This window comes from Frondihabitans cladoniiphilus (assembly GCF_039544345.1).
Classification (GTDB): Bacteria; Actinomycetota; Actinomycetes; order Actinomycetales; family Microbacteriaceae; genus Frondihabitans; species Frondihabitans cladoniiphilus.
This window is the reverse complement of the sequence record NZ_BAABLM010000001.1, coordinates 881,825-898,676: the sequence shown is the minus strand read 5'-3', so window position 1 is coordinate 898,676 and position 16,852 is coordinate 881,825. Positions and strand designations below refer to the sequence as shown.

20 protein-coding genes are annotated in these 16,852 nt (G+C 64.4%); 8 read left to right on the top strand and 12 right to left on the bottom strand.

Annotation, left to right across the window (positions count from 1 at the left end; genetic code table 11):
• The first annotated feature begins 155 nt into the window (after nt 1-155).
• On the top strand, nt 156-644 hold the full coding sequence (locus ABEA39_RS04220; RefSeq protein WP_345373544.1) for a WapI family immunity protein: 489 nt from the start codon (nt 156-158) through the stop codon (nt 642-644).
• A 2-nt stretch (nt 645-646) separates the two neighbouring features.
• On the opposite strand, the gene ABEA39_RS04215 is transcribed toward ABEA39_RS04220, so the two are convergent.
• Nucleotides 647-1,543, bottom strand: a complete 897-nt coding sequence (locus ABEA39_RS04215; RefSeq protein WP_345373542.1) for a class I SAM-dependent methyltransferase — start codon at nt 1,541-1,543, stop codon at nt 647-649.
• Nucleotides 1,544-1,677: 134 nt separating this feature from the next.
• On the opposite strand from ABEA39_RS04215, the gene ABEA39_RS04210 reads away from it, so the two are divergent.
• The gene (locus tag ABEA39_RS04210; protein WP_345373540.1) at nt 1,678-2,139 is read left to right on the top strand and encodes an SRPBCC family protein; all 462 of its coding nucleotides are present in this window, start codon (nt 1,678-1,680) and stop codon (nt 2,137-2,139) included.
• A gap of 184 nt (nt 2,140-2,323) precedes the next feature.
• Here the strand turns inward: ABEA39_RS04210 and ABEA39_RS04205 are convergent, their stop codons facing one another.
• Together ABEA39_RS04205 and ABEA39_RS04200 are read right to left on the bottom strand one after the other, a co-directional pair.
• On the bottom strand, nt 2,324-2,794 hold the full coding sequence (locus ABEA39_RS04205; protein ID WP_345373538.1) for a luciferase domain-containing protein: 471 nt from the start codon (nt 2,792-2,794) through the stop codon (nt 2,324-2,326).
• Nucleotides 2,791-3,633: a nucleotidyltransferase domain-containing protein gene (locus tag ABEA39_RS04200; RefSeq protein WP_345373536.1), complete on the bottom strand. Its 843-nt coding sequence runs from the start codon at nt 3,631-3,633 to the stop codon at nt 2,791-2,793. The genes ABEA39_RS04205 and ABEA39_RS04200 overlap by 4 nt, the downstream gene beginning before the upstream one ends.
• Before the next feature lie 153 nt (nt 3,634-3,786).
• Between ABEA39_RS04200 and ABEA39_RS04195 the strand changes: the two genes are divergently transcribed.
• On the top strand, nt 3,787-4,155 hold the full coding sequence (locus ABEA39_RS04195) for a hypothetical protein (protein WP_345373534.1): 369 nt from the start codon (nt 3,787-3,789) through the stop codon (nt 4,153-4,155).
• A 423-nt stretch (nt 4,156-4,578) separates the two neighbouring features.
• Nucleotides 4,579-4,953, top strand: a complete 375-nt coding sequence (locus tag ABEA39_RS04190) for a hypothetical protein (protein ID WP_345373531.1) — start codon at nt 4,579-4,581, stop codon at nt 4,951-4,953.
• A 285-nt stretch (nt 4,954-5,238) separates the two neighbouring features.
• Here the strand turns inward: ABEA39_RS04190 and ABEA39_RS04185 are convergent, their stop codons facing one another.
• Complete coding sequence (locus tag ABEA39_RS04185; RefSeq protein WP_345373529.1) at nt 5,239-7,536, bottom strand: hypothetical protein; 2,298 nt, start codon at nt 7,534-7,536, stop codon at nt 5,239-5,241.
• Nucleotides 7,537-7,743: 207 nt separating this feature from the next.
• On the opposite strand from ABEA39_RS04185, the gene ABEA39_RS04180 reads away from it, so the two are divergent.
• Both ABEA39_RS04180 and ABEA39_RS04175 read left to right on the top strand, forming a co-directional pair.
• Nucleotides 7,744-8,244: a hypothetical protein gene (locus ABEA39_RS04180; protein ID WP_345373527.1), complete on the top strand. Its 501-nt coding sequence runs from the start codon at nt 7,744-7,746 to the stop codon at nt 8,242-8,244.
• A gap of 195 nt (nt 8,245-8,439) precedes the next feature.
• Nucleotides 8,440-8,793 (top strand): hypothetical protein, encoded by a 354-nt coding sequence (locus tag ABEA39_RS04175; RefSeq protein WP_345373525.1) that lies wholly within the window; start codon nt 8,440-8,442, stop codon nt 8,791-8,793.
• Between the two features lie 284 nt (nt 8,794-9,077).
• Here the strand turns inward: ABEA39_RS04175 and ABEA39_RS04170 are convergent, their stop codons facing one another.
• Nucleotides 9,078-9,278: a hypothetical protein gene (locus ABEA39_RS04170; RefSeq protein WP_345373523.1), complete on the bottom strand. Its 201-nt coding sequence runs from the start codon at nt 9,276-9,278 to the stop codon at nt 9,078-9,080.
• A gap of 138 nt (nt 9,279-9,416) precedes the next feature.
• A complete protein-coding gene (locus tag ABEA39_RS04165) occupies nt 9,417-9,911 on the bottom strand; it encodes a hypothetical protein (RefSeq protein WP_345373521.1) in 495 nt (164 codons plus the stop codon).
• A gap of 154 nt (nt 9,912-10,065) precedes the next feature.
• Here ABEA39_RS04165 and ABEA39_RS04160 point away from each other — a divergent pair, with 154 nt between their 5' ends.
• The gene (locus tag ABEA39_RS04160; RefSeq protein ID WP_345373519.1) at nt 10,066-10,533 is read left to right on the top strand and encodes a hypothetical protein; all 468 of its coding nucleotides are present in this window, start codon (nt 10,066-10,068) and stop codon (nt 10,531-10,533) included.
• A 163-nt stretch (nt 10,534-10,696) separates the two neighbouring features.
• On the opposite strand, the gene ABEA39_RS18815 is transcribed toward ABEA39_RS04160, so the two are convergent.
• From ABEA39_RS18815 to ABEA39_RS04150, 3 genes are all read right to left on the bottom strand, one after another.
• The gene (locus tag ABEA39_RS18815) at nt 10,697-10,858 is read right to left on the bottom strand and encodes a helix-turn-helix domain-containing protein (protein WP_425556905.1); all 162 of its coding nucleotides are present in this window, start codon (nt 10,856-10,858) and stop codon (nt 10,697-10,699) included.
• A gap of 255 nt (nt 10,859-11,113) precedes the next feature.
• The gene (locus ABEA39_RS04155) at nt 11,114-11,536 is read right to left on the bottom strand and encodes a heavy metal-responsive transcriptional regulator (protein ID WP_345373517.1); all 423 of its coding nucleotides are present in this window, start codon (nt 11,534-11,536) and stop codon (nt 11,114-11,116) included.
• Between the two features lie 9 nt (nt 11,537-11,545).
• Complete coding sequence (locus ABEA39_RS04150; RefSeq protein ID WP_345373515.1) at nt 11,546-11,983, bottom strand: hypothetical protein; 438 nt, start codon at nt 11,981-11,983, stop codon at nt 11,546-11,548.
• Nucleotides 11,984-12,542: 559 nt separating this feature from the next.
• On the opposite strand from ABEA39_RS04150, the gene ABEA39_RS04145 reads away from it, so the two are divergent.
• Nucleotides 12,543-13,502: an NAD-dependent epimerase/dehydratase family protein gene (locus tag ABEA39_RS04145; RefSeq protein WP_345373513.1), complete on the top strand. Its 960-nt coding sequence runs from the start codon at nt 12,543-12,545 to the stop codon at nt 13,500-13,502.
• A gap of 87 nt (nt 13,503-13,589) precedes the next feature.
• Here ABEA39_RS04145 and ABEA39_RS04140 read toward each other — a convergent pair whose 3' ends face one another.
• The 3 genes from ABEA39_RS04140 to ABEA39_RS04130 form a co-directional block, all read right to left on the bottom strand.
• On the bottom strand, nt 13,590-14,027 hold the full coding sequence (locus tag ABEA39_RS04140) for a hypothetical protein (RefSeq protein WP_345373511.1): 438 nt from the start codon (nt 14,025-14,027) through the stop codon (nt 13,590-13,592).
• A 903-nt stretch (nt 14,028-14,930) separates the two neighbouring features.
• Entirely contained in the window at nt 14,931-15,428 is a 498-nt protein-coding gene (locus ABEA39_RS04135; protein ID WP_345373509.1) for a hypothetical protein, read from the bottom strand.
• Between the two features lie 160 nt (nt 15,429-15,588).
• Entirely contained in the window at nt 15,589-16,782 is a 1,194-nt protein-coding gene (locus tag ABEA39_RS04130) for an MFS transporter (protein WP_345373507.1), read from the bottom strand.
• Nucleotides 16,783-16,852 lie beyond the last annotated feature (70 nt).

The following is a 16,852-nucleotide window of genomic DNA, read 5'->3' as shown; positions in this document are numbered from 1 at the left end:
ACGGCCCCGATCTGCGAGTGATCACGTCCGACCGCTTCGGGAATGGCGGAAAGGCCTGAACGATCGCCGTGCTTTCCGGTGACCTCACCCGGTCACGGGCAGCCGGCACGACGGTGACGGTCGGGCCGCCACAGGGCAGCACCTACGCTCGAAGGATGATGCTTCGCAGTCGCGAGTCGGAGGATTTCGTCGAGGTCACTCCGCTGGGTTACGAGAGCGCCACGGGGCCGACCGATCCGGATACCGACGAGTGGCTCGTGATTCGAATCCGGGCTCGCCAGGGCGCCGCTTCGTGGGAGGTCACTTTCAGTTGCCTTCTCGCGGGTGAGGCTCAGATGCTGGCGCACTGGCTCCGGGGAGGAGCCACCCGGATTCCCGACGGGCCGCGTCCCCAGTGGGGTTCGGACCCGGAGCCGCAACTCACGTTTTCCGAACCCCATCTGGGTTTCGCGCTGGCGACAGGGACGACCACGGCCCTTCTTCTTCGCGTGTTCCTCGCCTACGAGGCGGACCAGCCGGCCACCGACACGGAACCCGATTGGTGGGACAGCGACACACGGATCGACCTGCCCTTCGAGCCGGTCGACCTCGTGGCCGCTGCTGCGGCGTTTTTGCACGAGCTCAGGCCTTTTCCGAGGCGGTGAACTCAGGGGCGTACCGCGACCCAGAACACACGGCCCGAGGTGTGGTCGACGGAAGACGCGCCCGCCCCGAGCCCCGCGATCGCCGCATCCAACCCTGCGAGGTCGTCGGCCCCGAGCTCGTCCCCGAGCAGCTCGCGGTTGCGCTGCAACTGGAGCTCGAGGAACCGGGCCCCGGCAGCCGTCCGCGACGACACCGCCACCGTCGCCTCGTGTCGGGAGACGTCGCTGAAGCCGGCGGCCACGAGAGCCTCCGTCCACTCTGCGGTCACGGGATATCCTCGGGTCGCGAGTGCCGAGACGACCCGTCCGCCAAGATCGGAGCTCCCCGTTCCGAGATCGGCCGGCGAATACGTGGTCGCCCCACTGAACTCGGTCGCGACGACGACTCCCCCAGGGCGCAGCACGTCGAACACCTGCCGCAGAACGCGTGACGGGTCGCTCGTGTGATGAAGCGACAGCGCCGCCCAGGCCATGTCGACTTCGTGCGGCACGGCGGCCGGCCAATCGGTGTCGAGGTCGACGAGGTGCGTCTCGATTCGTTCCGACAACCCCGAGAGAGCGGCGGATGCACGGATCCGCTCGATCATCCCGGCCGAGGCGTCGAGAGCGTGAACGCGTGCTCCACTGAAACGAGCGGCCAGCGCGAGAGTGCCCGTGCCGGTCCCCGCTCCGAGGTCGACCACTTCTCGAGGTGCATGCCCCAGCGCGGCCGCCGCGGCATCGAGGGCTGCTGCCAGAACGGGCGCGGCGTGCTGCGCGTCGAGGTCGAGGAGCTCGGCGAGGTCGGTGTCGTTCTCCGGAGCCGGACCGTGCCCGGGGCGATCGCCGTGGCCGGGGCGCTCGTGGTGATGGCCGTGGGCGGCGGGCTGGGCGGGGTGAGCTGGCGTGGTCGGTGTCATGTCGACAACGGTAGGCAACGATTGCATCCCCCGCCATTGTGCCAACCATGGCAGGCGCATCCGATGACATCGTGGTGCGCGAGGGTCGCTTGCGGGCTCTTCCCAGAGCTGAGGGGCACCACTACTGTCGTGCCATGGCCGACACGAGCACTATCGAACGTTCGATCGTCATCGAGGCGCCCGCCGCCGAGATCATCCCATTCCTCGCCGACCTGCGTCGCTGGGTCGACTGGTCGCCGTGGGAGGGTCAGGATTCGAGCATGAAGCGGACCTACGGCGGTGTCCAAGGCGAAGTCGGCTCCAGCTACGCCTGGAGCGGCAACCGCAAGGCCGGGGCTGGAACGATGGCCGTCACGCGCATCGCTCCGACCGAGATCGACGTCGACCTGACCTTCACCGCGCCGTTCAAATCGTCGAGCAAGGTCGAATTCCGCCTCTCCGCGGAAGACGATTCGACACGGCTGGTCTGGACCATGACGAGCCCACAGAACCTGATGGCCAAGGTGATGCGCGTGTTCGTCAACATGGACAAGATGATCGGCGGCGACTTCGACAAGGGGCTCGCGAAGCTGAAGGGTGCTGTCGAGGCGCGCTGACGCGGTCGGTGGTTCGTTACCCGCAGCGCTACTCCCTACGCCGGGTCGAGCAGGGTCACGCGGGTGCTGGTTGAGTTTCGGAGGTTGTGGGCACGACGCGCGATTTCACGGAAGACGCGCGATTCACTCAGCGCGTTATCCGTGAAATCGCGCGTCTTCCCGTGCCGCGACCGAGGCCGGCCGCTCAGCTGCCAGCAGGACGCGAGGCGCGAGCGAACGCCAGGCTCTCGTGAACGAATCCGAGAACGATGTCGAGCTCGGCGTCGTCTCGCGGGCCGTAGATCAAGAACTCCGTGCCAAAGTCCTCGTATTGGTGCGGCTCGGCCCAGCCGAGCTCGGTGAGTTCCCGGCCCCGCTCCGGTGGGATGCACAGATGCAGGCTCGTGTCGTGCACGCCGTGAAGATGCACCGGCTCGAGGCGCTGGCCCGGCGCGAGCGACGTCTCGGGGGCGAGCTCCTCGGGCAGGTCGTCGAGAAACGCCGCTCGCGAGGAGCCGGGCGACACCTGGCTGTGCCCCTCGCGTGTCGCCGGGATCTCGAAGACCGCTGCGACGAGCCGGCCCCACATTTCCGGGGACGACATCTGGGTCAGTTGCGTCTGCGGGCCGTCCGTCGACACCTCCGGCCGCGAACCGGGCCTCGTCTGCGTTGTCACCCGTCGAGCGTATCGGCGAGTCGGCGGTGTTCGGGCGGGGCCGCGGCAGCGACGCACTTCTCGAGGAGGGCGACGGCGGAGCGTGCATCCCCCGCTGTGAAGGTGATCTGGTCGCCGGCGCGGGACGCGACAGCGCGAAGCAGCAGGTCGGAGAACTCAGGCCACCGGTTCGCGGCGAAGGTCGCTGCCGCGCTCTTGGAGACGATCTCCCCCGTCGTGATGGTGACGAGCAGCCGAGGCGGACCGAGAGCGAGCCAGACGACGGACGATGCCGCGACCGGTACGTCGTCCTGCCGGGCTTTGAGCTGCTCGCGGGCCGACGAGCCGAGAGGGGCCCAGTAGTCGAGGAGGTTCTGCCGAGAGAAACCCTGCGACCCTTCCACAGAACCGCGCCATCGACGGCGGGATGCGCTCCACGCGTGTATGCCCGTGTCCGTCACTTCGGTCTCGACTCCGGTCTCCATCTCCCGCCAGGTGATCCACGTAAGTTGTGAGCCCGGCAGGTCGGGCGTCAGCTTTCCTTCGACGACCTGGATCGCTGCGCCGAGGTCGTCCGGGGGGCCGGCGAGCTGCTCCTCGGTGAGGTAGATGCCGTCGATCGGTCCGTCGGGGATCGTCTCGGCATGAAGGATGCGGAGTGTGTCGAGTTCGGTTTCGGTCAAGGGGCGGTCGACGACGAAGACGACGTCGATGTCGCTCGTTCCCGGCCACCAGTCCCCCGCAATGGCGGACCCCGTGACGAGGAGACGGGTCAGAGCGTCGGGTGCGATCCGCCGATGGTCGCGCGCGAAGGAGTCCAGTCGTCGGGCGACCGGTTCGGGGAGGCCTGGTGCGTTCATGGTTCCAGCATGTCGCTCGGGCCGGGAGGTCGTCGTCGTGCCACGCGCGAGGACTTCTCGACTGGTCTCCTTAGCTCGCACGGGACACGATTTGGCGCGAGTTTCGTCCCTTCTACCGATTCGCGTGCTGCGGAACCCTCCTAGCTTGAGAACGTGAGGCATTGGAAGGCACTCGTCATCGGTCTCGTCAGCGCGGCCGTCGTCGTCGGCGGCGCTGTGGCAGGGCTCGAAGAGATCGGCGCCTTCGACGCGCAGACTGCCGTGACGTTCGTGAACGATTCGGCGCATACCGTCGGGCTCGTCTGTGTGAGCAACAATATCGACGCTCTGGCGCCGGGCGGACGTGCGACGCTCCCCTTTGCTGCCGGCAAGGAGGAGACGTGCCAGGTCGCGGATCCGGATCCTGCGTCCGATTCCGACTTCGGCTGCCTGATCGTGCATCCGAAGTCGAGTGACGCACGTCTCACGATCCGAGTGTCTTCGCTGCGCACGGCGGACGAGATGCCGTTCTGCCCGGCTTGAGGAGCGAGCAGAGGCGACCTCGCCGTTCACTGGTCGGGTGACGGTCTCGAGCTACCGCTGCAGTTGACCACCGCGCGCAAGCTGCCACTAGCGCCAGGATCGGAGACTCTGCTTTTCGGAGTGGGTTCAGGCAGCGCCCGCGGGGCATTGCAGATGCCCGAGTTCAAGGCTGAGAACTTGGTTGCAGTAGTCGCCCCTCTGCGTTCATCGTCACCGTGCGGGGTTAACGTGCATCCCCCTGCCTACGGCTGTCCGAGCTCGGGACGCTCGGCGCCGATATGCGATCGCCTTCCCTCTCTGAACGCCGGTTTCGCCGTGTCAAGTGCAGAACGGTCAGGGTTCCTTCGAGAACGCTAGCCGAGCTGCGCGATGGGGGTCCGGGTTTCGCTCCTATCCGATGGAGGTCTCGAGGATCATCGGATCATGGCGATTCCGGAGGAGAGTGATGGCATGGAACACGATTTGATGGTGTCGAGTTCGCGGGCGCGAAGCTCGGCCACCTTCCCTATTGCGACACCTCGCGAGTCACTGCCCGCATTGATCTCCGAGGTGGTCCGCACATCGAGGCGCTTCAAGCTCAAGGCCGCGACCGCCGCCGCGGCCACTCTTACCGTGGGGTTCAACTGGCGAGTGTGGGCTGGCGTAATCGAGCTCAGCTTCACACCCGGACAAGGGAGTTGGACCCAGGTTGAGGCGAGTTGGAGACCGACCGTCGCTACGACTGTTCTCGACTACGGCCAGGGCGCCAGAGATCTTCGCCGGCTCTATAAGGAACTCCTGGCCGCAAGCGAACGGTAGGGGTCGGTTGTGGCGGCTCGACCGACTCAAGATCGTTGTGTTCGATTGTCCAAATATTTGCCCGTGCCCACATGACCACAAGTTAGACGCACGCCGCGCCACCGACGTTTCCTCGGGGCGTCGCTCGGCGCGCACGAAGAGCGTTCCCCTCCGCGCACGATGACGGTCCGCCTTGCGCGGGGTGGACTTGAGCCGCCCATGTCAATGGGTGGACCTGAGCTATACCCTTCAGAGCTGCTTTTTCTCGCGGCAGGTTGCAACCGAGGATGAATCGAGCCCCGGGTCTCAGATAGGCGTAGCGCCCGGGCTTTGATCACTGGCAACGAAGTGGGCACCCATGCCTTCGGCTGCCGCGTGGAGTTCCTGGTAGAACTGCACCCACTGGCCGAGCGTCTGTCCCGCCGTCCTAATCCGGACACAGCGGATCTTTCCGCCGATCGCGACAACCAATGCTTCAGCATCGAGCTCGTTCGTCGTCAGGACGACGTCGTGGACTAGGTCGGCGACGCGGAGCTGGGATCCATCGTTGGCACGGAACCCGGCGCGCCGTAGCGCCGCGGCCACCTTTCCTGTCGGCATCGGCCGCCATTGCCCTGCCAGTGGCGCGGGCATGGCGAGCGTCATCGGCCGAGGCGCTGGTGCGTCTGAGGCCCCGACGACCTCGATGTGCCCCTCGAATGCTTGCTTCCACTCCCGGCCGAACGGGGCCGATTGCAGCAACACGAAGCGGAGCCCGTTGTCACGGGCTGCTTGCCCTACCCATGGCGCTGTCTCGCGCCAGATTTCTAGGTTCCCGGAGTCAAGCTCCATCGTGACGGCCCGGACCCGGCCCGCTCGAGCACCGACGGTCACTGTCCAACTGCGGTATGAGTCGAGGGTAGTGAATCGCGCACCGTCGACGAGGTCGGCCGCGATCAGCGGTCTCCCGGCCCGGCTGAGGTGCCACGATGACAGCGTGCTCACGATGGCCTCGGCCGACATCCGAGGCAGCTCCTCTGGACGTAGAGTCATCGCCGAGCCGTCGATCAAGACAAGCACATCGCCCGGACCTCGCCATGCGTCCCGTTTTTGAAGCGTAGGAAGAAGCAGTCGAAGGTGGTGCATCTCGGGTCGCGATCGAGCCGGCACGATCGGCGGGAAGGAGAGGACATCAGTGTCGTCGGCCAGGAGGATCATCTCCGCCAGCGCATCGTTCCAGAAGCTTCCGCCTTCGTCACCCCGCCGCACACGGACCACGATAGGGAACCCATCGCGGACACGGACTGTCGCCGTTGTGGAGCCGACCCTGGATGTGTAATGCCGAACCCCGTCTTCATCCACCAACCTAGGCTCTTGGGCAACGAGACCGGCGTTGAAGAGCGCAGTAGCCACGCGCTCACGTGGGAGAGGCCGGCCAGTGGCCCATCTGAGACCCAGTTTCGGCCAGCGATCCGCGACGGTGATCGACGTGACATCAGGAAATCGGGTCGACGGGAGGCTCGGCGAAAACGCGAGATCCCGTTCCATCTCAGGGCGGTCGAGCCACAAATCGGTGGGTGTCGTCAGGTCGAAACCGTCGCGGCCCACTTCTTGAAACAGCAGCGCAAGAGCATGCGACCAGCCGCACCCGCGGCCCCGAGAGCTTTCGACCAAGAACCCTCGCAGCCTTCCCTCGTGCCAGCGCGGAGTCACGTAGACGTAACCGAACGCATGCGAAACCCGCACGCCGCTGGCAAGACCGCTTGCGCTTTTGTCCGCCTGCGAGGGAATGTCAAACCCAGCATGCCGGAGCCCCCGAGCGAACGCATCGGCGTCAAGGGGCGTGAGAGTCGCGGGATCGAGAGCATGGGCACCTCGTGCCACCAGAACCTTGGTGTCTTGCGGCCAGTTCCGTACCGGCGGTGCCGGCTCGGGCTCCCGAATGAGAGGGAGCGCAGGCCGCTCCACCATTGGTTTCCGGCCGGGATCCACCAGCGGCGCAAGGACGCTGGGGCCCTCGGGCTGCGTCTCGATCGGTCCCAGGTCAGCGAGCTGATCGCGGAATGCTTCCGACGGTGCCTTTACGGGCCTTCGTGCAGCTGCGCGAGCGGGAAGAAGACGTGGGACAGAATGGAGGAAGAACGGTCCCTTGTGGCTCTCGAACGTGATTGATGGTCTGTGAAGGTTGTGATCGGGGATTCGGCCGTGTTCGTCATCGAAGTCCCAGATGACGTCAGAATCGATCCGCTTGGCGACTTCGAAGAAGTAGTGCTCGAGCGTCTCATCGAGATGAATGAGCCTCCGCGCGTCGCGAACGGCGGCTTCGTAGCCGTTCAGATCGAACCCTGGGTCCATAACGTCCGCGTCGATCCAGTCGAAATGCTCGAATCGGCTGAAGCGAACAATGTCGGGGTCCTCTGGAAGGCCGGGCATCCCCGCCGTCACAAAGCCGGCCACCCACTCTTTCAAAACATCCAAACTGCCGATCGATGCATCCATCCGATCGATCGGGCCCCCGGATGCATGGATCCATCGAGCGAGATCCCGGACGGCATAAGGGTGAACCCCACGCACATATGCGCGAATCTCGACCGCCTTTGAATGCGGTTGGAAGCAGTACTCCATGGCCCCCTCCTTTCCGCGAGGCTATAAGCGGGCACCTACTGCCACCAGCCCCCTCTCGGGGCATCGAGACCAACAGCGTTCAAAGCACCGGTCTAGAACGCCGGACGGCTGACCGGGGCGGACGAACGGCGAGGGTTCCTCCGCGAGCCTTTATTGAGCCCTGAACTGGGATGTGCTCGCGTCTTCGTCCGCCCGTATCGTCGGGATATGCGAATCAACCCCAGCTACCTTTGCCGGTCTCTCGTGGTGCTCGCGATCTTGGGGGCCGCTGTCGATGCCGTCTTGTTCGCCGTGGCACTCCTCCACCTCGCCACCGGCCCCTCGAACTTCGGTTATGGGCTGCTGAATGTCGCCGTGCACGGCGCCATCATCGAGACTGTCGTCGTTGCCGTCGCGTGTGTGGCGGCCGCGTTCCTTCGTCAGGGCCCCACGACTGTCCACGGTTTCGTAATTTTGCTTGCTAGTGGCTTTACCGGTGGGATTGCGCTCGGCCTGTTCTGGACAGGTTCCGTGCTCGCGGGTATCGACTCCACCACCCAGCCGGTACAACTGAATTCGATGATCTACGCCATCTGGGGCGTTGGATCGCAACTGTGGCCCATTCCCGTCATCCTGGCGATGACGGCGGGAACCGTCTGGGTTTCGCCCACTCTTCGCGCGGCCTGGTTTCGGCGCACTCCCCACACAACGTTGCAAACAGCCAGTTGAGAAGGCTCGAGCCAGAACGTCCTGGACGAGCTTCACATGGATATGGATTCTCCGGCCGTCCGCGCATGGGCGGCAGCCGCCCCGCCGCCGCTTGAAGTATCGGTCGGCACGAACGACTTAGCGCCGCGACGGCCCCGCACCCTAGCCTCAAGTAGAACGCGGCATGGGTGGTTCATCGCCGCGTCGCCACTCGTCTTGATGATGATCATCACGGGCCTGGCCGCGATAGCCGGTGGTCTCTCCTGGGCTGAGCTGCTGCTTGTCCTAGTCGCAGTCGCGGGGGCCAATCTGCTTACCGCGCGGCGCGACCTCGAAGAACTCGACCGGCGAGGCTTCAGCCACGGTCTCTCACAGCACGCGATCTGGGCCACGCCATTCGTCTATCTCTTCCGTCGCGCCCGGGGAACACGGGATGATTTCTACTCCTACCGGCTCGTGTGGGCCAATGCAGCGTTCACCGTAGGGGCATTCGTCTTCGTCGTAGGATCGATCCTCGCTGCAACATGGGTTACCGGCCTTACGGGGATCTTAGGATCGAACCCGTGGTGACCGAGACGACGCACTGCGGCTCGTGCGGCTTCGGTCGTCGCGTATAGCCACCCCGCCATCTAGCGATCACAGAACACACCCAAAAACCGGCGGGTCTTCCAAGGGTTTGGTCGTCACCCGTTCCGTGAGGGTCACACTCCCGAACGGTGAGCACTGTCTAGTTCGCGCGGGTACGCCAGCCTAGAGGCACGTATTGTCCCGGTATGTCTGACAGGTGGCTTGTCCGTCGCTGCGGACGTAGCCCCCGACAAAGGTGGGCCCCTGTCGTCGTCGCAGCTCTGCTTCTAGTTATTGGCATCGTGGCTGGGACTGGCAACGCCGGTGGGTTGCGTGTAGCCGGCGTCACGGTGGCCGTAACCGCTCTGGTTCTCGGCGTCCTGTACAGGGTGATGGCTATTCGAGATCGACCCCATCCAGATGAGGCCCATCCCGTCGTTGACCGAAACGAACGATAAGGGTTCCGCTTCCGGGGACGACATGGTCAAGGAGTGAATCTGGGCCCAATGAGGGCCATCGATCGGAGTCGTTCCCGGCCATGAAACCTTGCTTGGCACCGAGCTCGCATGATGTTCAGGCCTTGATCGGTCAGGCCACAAAATGCCTCCAGCGCATCGGTATGGAAGTCAAGATTTTGCCAAGCCTTGTGCGCTTCGTCCGCGAAGCAGCCTCACTGCCAGTACGGCCACGAGGGCGAGGAACGCAAGGAAACTGGTCCCGTAGAGAACAGGGGCCCAAACCGTGTGACTCCCACCTCCACCTCCATAGGAATCGGCAATGTCCATTCCAAGAGCGAAGCCGCTACCAAATGTGACTAAAGCACCAAGCGCGACGATGCTGAGAAACAAGACGGCCATGAGAACGGATGACAGGCGACGATTGATAGCGACCGCGGCGACCGTGACCGACAGCGCGACACCGATCGAAGCGCTCACGATGACGCTTACGTTGTCACTCGTGACGTTCATCCCGCTGGCCAGCAGATGAGCATGAATTTGCCGGAGAGATCGACCCGGGACGGCTGCAAGCGGGTCCAGAACGAGTGCTTGAAGGGTCATGAGAGAGGAGTAGGCGGCAACAGTGCCGACACCTGAAATTGTGATCATCGCCCGTTGATTCATCTGGCAAATCTAGGGTCGCGATGCTACTGGCCGCTTCCGTCGGTAGACGGACATCGGCCGGGGGGTGCTACCCCATCGCGCGAACAATTTGCTGAACAGCATCAGTAGGATTCCGACCACAGCCCATGGCAGGGCGCCGACCATCCGGGGGATCATGCAGAAAATCGTGGCCGTCGCGTGCACCGCGCTCCTAGCCGCAATTGGTCTATCCGGCTGCAGCAGCATCTCAATCAGCGACCCGGCACCTGTCAAAATCCCAAGCCTCGCAGCTCACTTTGCAAAATCCCCAGACGACGCCCCAGGCTTCACGGACCTGACGCGAAAACCGTTCATAGCCGAAGGAATCGGCAACACCACCCTTCCTTTGCCTTCAACGCGGACAGACACCAAAAGCCTCGCCGTCTTCGTCTCCTGTGCCTCGGCGTCTAAATTCTCCTTTGAGCTCTACGCTGGCACAGCGAAAATCGGATCCGGTGCCGGCGGTGATTGCAAAGGCGCTAACGATGCCGGGTACGGCATCAACCTCGCATCCAATGGCCTACCCACAGCACTCAAAATCGATGTCGAGAAGGCGACGGCCTTCGAGGTGACCATTTATCTGAGCACCGAAGTCATCCCCTGAACCACCATCAAAACGAACGGTAGGAGCTCCCTAGCGAAGGTCGTTCAGAGAGTCCAAGCTCAACCCCTGCCAGGAAACATCATTTGGAGGGAAATGCCTGCGACAGATACGCGCCCGTCCTCCTCGAATCTCGTTCTGACGCTCTGGCAGCTTGCTTCGTCTCCTAGCGTCGCGCAGCTCGGCGATTGGCCTTGGTCACGCCGGGTTTGACACCGTCTTCGATGTCGGCGATCTTGAGCCACCGTTGCAGGCGAGACTCCGAGATACCGAAGGCTTTCGCGATCCGGCTGATCGGGGCTTCGCCCCGACGAGCGACCGCGACCACGAAGCGACGGAACTGCCAGATCGAGCCCCCAGCGTCAGCGTTGCCGCGAAGCGAGCCTGCCCTGTGGCTGGTTCCTCGGGCGGATGTCGGCCTGGCTGATCCGAGGTCGGCGCGATGCGCCAACTCGACCGCGAGTGGGGTGGCTTGGTCCAGCTAGGAACTGGGCCGCGTCGGGCAGTCGTGGTGCCGACGTCATACCTTTACCTGTCGACTCGGGCAGGGTTTGTCGCAGAACTCTCGAGGAAAAGCCTCGACTCATCGCGCTTTCGCGAAGGCGGGCTCGACGCTCGCCAGAGTGGACACGATCGGACAGGGCGCGAGCGGGTCGAGGCATTGGGCGTCGAGGAGCTCGACCGTCGCAGCTCGGACACGTTGCAGATCGGCGATGCGGGAGTCGATCTGGCTCAGTTTCGCGTGCGCGACGGAGGCGACGTCTCCGGCGGTGAGCTGTCGTGATCGCACGCGATCGGAAAGGTCGCCCAACTCGACGAGTTCAACGAGCGTGAAGCCCAGCTCTTGTCCACGGCGGAGGTAGCGCACGCGAGACAGTGCAGCCTCGTCGTAGTCGCGGTAACCGCCGCTCGTGCGATCGGGCGGCTTGAGCACTCCGCTGCGCTCATAGAAACGCACGGTAGAGGGTGCGACGCCGGCCCGGCGGGCGAATTCTCCAATGAGCACGGCGCAATCCTAGGCAACCGCGACTGAGTGAGCGATCCGCGTGCGGCGCCACGCGGCGACGACCGCGACCGCCTGCACGACCGCCCAGCCGATCTCCAGCGCCATCATCACCACGACGATCGGGGTCGCGCCGCCGATGAGGGCCGCGCCCATGCCGAGTGCGAAGAGACTCCGTCCGCCGCTGTCTGCGACGCCGGCTGCCAGCGACGGACGCACCAGACGGAAGACCGACCACGCTAGGACGAGGCCGCCCATCAGGTTGGCGAACATGACGGTCATGACGTTGTGGGGGTCGGGGACGACGCCGTGGAGTCCGAGTGTCTCGTGGAGGTTGCCGAGGGAGGCGAAGAGCGCGGGTGCTGTAAACGGCAGCGCAAAACCGGCGGTGACGACGAGGTCGTACAGGGCGGAGATGCGGACGATACGGAGGGCGGGGCGAAGATTCATACCCGCAGTGTCGACCTTGCACCACGGTGCAGGGTCAAGTCGAGGTGTCCGGGCCGTGGCCCATAAGAGCCCGTCACCGTTGAAGCAGACCGGGGCGAGAGTCGACGAGCCGCGCGGTGGAGGTTCCCCTCCGAACGCCGCCTGGGGCGCACGGTCGAGGTCCGGCCATACCGGAAGGCGGATTTCTGCAGCCGAGCGGGCTGGACCGGCGAGGCATGACTATGTAGGTCAGCCATGAACTTCGCCTCAGCCTCGGCTAGCGGCTGTCGTCTGTGCGCAGGTAGTCGACGAGTTTGGCTGCTGCCGCCCCCAGTTGTGGTTGGTCCCGCCAGGCGAGAACGAGCCGCGCGCGCATCTTTGGATTGGGCCGATGCTGTCAGGAGTTCCGCGTTCGTGGGCTACGGCTTTAAGACGTCACTGCTGCCAGTTCAGCAAGCCATTCTCGCCCTGACTCTTGAGGAGTAGGCCCCGACCGTTTTGGCGTTCAACTTGCGGTCCTTAATCGCCGCCTTCAGCGGACATCGGGATAAGCCGGCCTGGAAGCCGCTTGACTGTCTTCATGAGGGCACTCGTGTTGGGCGGAACCGGATGGCTCGGACGTTCGATTGTTGAGGATCTCCTCAAGGCAGGCACCGAAGTCACTTGCCTTGCTCGAGGCGAGTCGGGCGAAACTCCGGAAGGGGCGCATCTTGTCCGGGCCGACCGCCTAACGCCTGGCGCGTACGACCATGTGCCCGGCGAATGGGACGAGGTCATTGAACTGTCGTATCAACCGAACCTCGTCGAGCCTGCCCTTGACGCTCTTGCTGAACGCGCACGGCACTGGACGCTCGTATCCACTGTCTCTGTATACGCCGAGAACGATCAACCGGATGCGGACGAATCGGCGTCGCTTGTGCAGCCACGGGACATGGCGGAGTATGCGGACGCCAAGGTGGCGGCCGAAAGAAGCAGCGCCGCGCGGCTTGGATCCCGCCTTCTCATTGCACGTCCAGGGCTCATCGTCGGAGCGGGTGATCCGAGCGACCGCTTCGGGTATTGGCCGGCCCGATTCAGTCGAAGCGGCCCGGCACTGGTCCCTACGACGGGACAACGCTTCGTTCAGGCCATCGACGTCTCGGACCTCGCCGCCTGGATCGGCCAGGCGGGCCGAGCCGAGTACACCGGCACCGTCAACGCGGTCGGCGAGACGATCTCCCTGGCTGACTTCTTCCGACGAGCCGCGTCGGTCGCTGGCTACAGCGGCGAGCTGGTTGCACTCGACGACGACGTGCTGCTCTCCCACGATGTTCGCTACTGGGCAGGACCTCGCTCGCTTCCGCTGTGGCTCCCCGTTCGCGATGCGGCCTTTGCGCAGCGATCCGCCCGGGCTTTTCACGAATCAGGCGGCACGACGCGACCCCTCGAACAGACACTTGAGAGTGTTCTGAGGGACGAGCGCTCTCGCGGCATCGCTCGGCAACGCCGTTCCGGTCTTTCTGCATCCGAGGAGGAGGCAGTCCTCCTGAGCGTGCGTTAGGGGTCCCCGTGCGGTCGTCGATACCGGCGACCGATGAAGCTTCCCCGGCATGCCGATCGGCACCTTCGCTCCTCGACTGCGCCGGACCTACGCATCCAAGAGCCTGGCGAGGTGTTCCAGGCGCTTGCCCGTCACTCCGTCAGCCATGGCGAATCCCTGGACCATTCCGGGGTCGAAGTCGTTTCGCTCCCTGAGTCTTCGCAACGACTCTTCGACCGCGTCGCGGCCCATCCCCGCAGATTGGCTCCCGAGACCCCTGACGAGATCTTGCAACAACTCGATCTGGGAGGCCGGGAACGAGTTCATGGAGTCCCTCCCGGTGGACAGGTCAAGCGCCTCCATCGCGTGGCCCCACCCTTCGAGGCCACGAAGATCGTCGGCCGCGAGTGCCAGAGCCCCGGGCTTGTTGGACAGGTACGAGGACCGCGCTGCGTTCTGTGCAATCGAGAAGTCGGTGTAGTTGTCAACTATGGCAAGGACTGCCCGCCCCTCGTCGTGGCCCTGGTAGCGGTCGAATGACTCCATTCGGTGGGATGCGTCACCGGCCAGAGAGGCGACGGCCCTGGTCGGCGGTTTCCAGTCGTCGCGGGAGGGATGAAAGAACATGAGCTCGAGGCCGCTGCCAGCGGCAGCGCGAACCCAACTCGCGGCGTCATCGACTAAGCGCAGACGAGTTTTTGCCGACACAGTCGGAGGAACCCAAGCCGCCCGAAGGCCTCGAAGAGACATGAACCGCAAGGTATCAGTCGACCTCCGTGCACTGAGTGCCCGGCTCAGGAGGTTATGCCGGACGCTGTGACGAAAAAGGAATGCGCACGAAGGCCGTTCCCCCGTGACCGGTCGGATGAAAACGTTCGATGAGCGCGACGTCCCGTGTCAAATTCCGGTTGGTGCTCCGCCCGGTGGAGTTTCGGCGTGACGCCCTAGTGGCCATCAAGAGCGTGGCAGCCTCCGTCGAGAACGAATCCGGCCGTGTCGACAACCACCGTGCCTGCTGAATCGACCGATCCCACGAGGCAGCCGGTTTGGTCGACCTCTGCCTCGAATTTCACGAGGCCATCACCGGGATAGACAGCGATCCACGGATCAGGGGCACCAACCGACGCGAGCACGGTTCGGACGTCTTCCTCGGCGGCCGGATGTGTGAGTTTCGTCAGAGCGTCGTGAGCTGAGTCGCGGGCTTTGTTCGTGCTGGCCTCGGCGACGGCCGGGAGTGTGGTGCGGTTGTGGTGGCGTTTGTTGTCCGAGTAGGCCGGCGGCCCATCAGCCGGCCCAGCCGTAGCGGTGACGTTACCGCCCCGTATCTGGCTGGAAGTCGTGGTCGTCGCAGGTGAGTTGGCTCCGGCTGAAGGTGACGCGCATCCAGCCACAGCCAGCATGCCCAGCGCGATCAGGAGCAAACCGCAGGAGGAGGAGGAGGATCGCACCTCAACCGCCGGTGTTGACGTGGATGGACATGGGCGCTCCGGCGGCGTTACAGGCCTCGTTGAGGTGATACTGAGCCGAACGATATGCCTTGGCGTCCGGGTCGTAGGGAAGGCCTGGTGCGGTCGTGTTCGGTAAGTCGAGGGCGTCGGCAATCTCAGTCTGGGCTGCTTGAACGCCGGAGTTCGAGGAGCTGGCTCCCTTCATGCCCGAGTCAACGGACGCAAGCAGAGCTGCCTCGACGGTTTGGCTTACGGCGCCATTTTTTTCGTCCAGGACGGCGTTCGTCTCGACCGTGAGGTAGGCGCTGAATTGACCACAGACAGCAGCAGCGCTCATGTCTGAATCACCGGGAAGGATCGTTGTCGTGGGCGCGGGGGTCTGTACCGTCACGGTTTTTGTCACGGTTGGTGCGGCCGACGGCGTGGCTGAAGTGCACGCCGTTACGCCGACCGCGACCATCCCAGCAATCGAGAGCCCCGCCAGAAAATGAATACGCACGCTTCCCCCAAATTCGCGAATTGGGGTGAGTTTGCCAGATGCGAAACGCGATCGCTACCTACCGCGGGATGACAGGAGTCGGGCCTGCCCAACAACCGAGCCAGTCGTGCGGTAAAGGTTCTGCTTGAGGTCACTCGGACGGTGTCAGCCTTAGTGGCTCTCATCGATCTCGTCGAAATGCGGCTCCTCGGCCGACAGCCGTGACGACCAGGGCGAGCGCTGCAAGAGCGAACATGACAACCGGGAGGAGTGTCGTGTTTCTGCCGATCACGAGGGCGCCTCCGATTCCTGCGACGAGGATCGCCAGGTTGAACACCACAGTCAAGAGTGCGTTGGCGACGTCGGCGCTCTCGCCGCTTGCTCGTCCCATGGCCGTCTGCAGTTGAGTGGCGGCACCTCCGAAGGCGAGGCCCCAGATTGCCAAGGCAGCGACCACCATGACGGTGTGATGCTGGCCGAGGAAAAGGATCACGGCGGCGAGCATGAACGCGAGGATGCTGACCAGGGTCATCTGTCGGAGGTGCCGGTCGACGACGACTCCGGTGAGCCAGATCCCCACCAGGGCGGCGACGCCGAAGACGACCAGGGCGAGGTCGACGGGGAGCCCGAGCAGGGCACTGGCCAGGTAGGAAGAGATGTAGGTGTACATGATGTTGTGCGCGAGCATCCAGGTGAAGACGACGAGCAGGATCGCTGCCACACCGGGAATCGCTACGACGCGGCGAAGGGGAAGTCGGAGGGCTGCAGGCTCCCCCGTGACGTTCGGGGCGACGACTCCGGCGAGGACGAGAGCGACGACGGCGAGGATGGACATAGCGCCGAAAGACCACCGCCAGCTCACCGTCGTGCCGATCCAGGAACCCAGGGGCGTCCCGATGGCGAGGGCGACGGGCGTGCCCGCCATCGCGATCGCGAGGGCCCGCCCTTTCAGCTCTTCCGGAACGATGCGGCGGGCGTAGCCGGCGAGCATTCCCCAAAGCAGCCCGGAGAACGCGCCGGCCACGAGGCGGGCGATGAGGATCACCGCGAGGTCGGGAGCGAGAGCCGTTACCGTGTTCGTCACCAGAAAGCCGAGGATGCCGATCAGAAGAAGAGGTTTACGGCGCGCTCCCTGGGTGAGGAGGATCGCCGGAACGGCTGCGATGACGGTGCCCAGCGCGTAGGCGCTGACGAGCTGCCCTGCGGCTCCTTCGCTGGTGTGCAGCCCGGCCGAGATCGGATGGAGAAGTCCCGCGGGCATCGTCTCGGTGGCGATGACGATGAAACCGGTGAGCGCCATCGCCAGAAGAGCTGGCCAGGGCATTCGGGTCGTCGGGGGCCGATGTTGCCTCGGGTGTTCGTTGGTGGTCGTCATGAGCCACTCCATTCAAGATCAATTGATCCAGTATTGACAGACGGCGACGACTGTTGTCAAATTGTTTTGG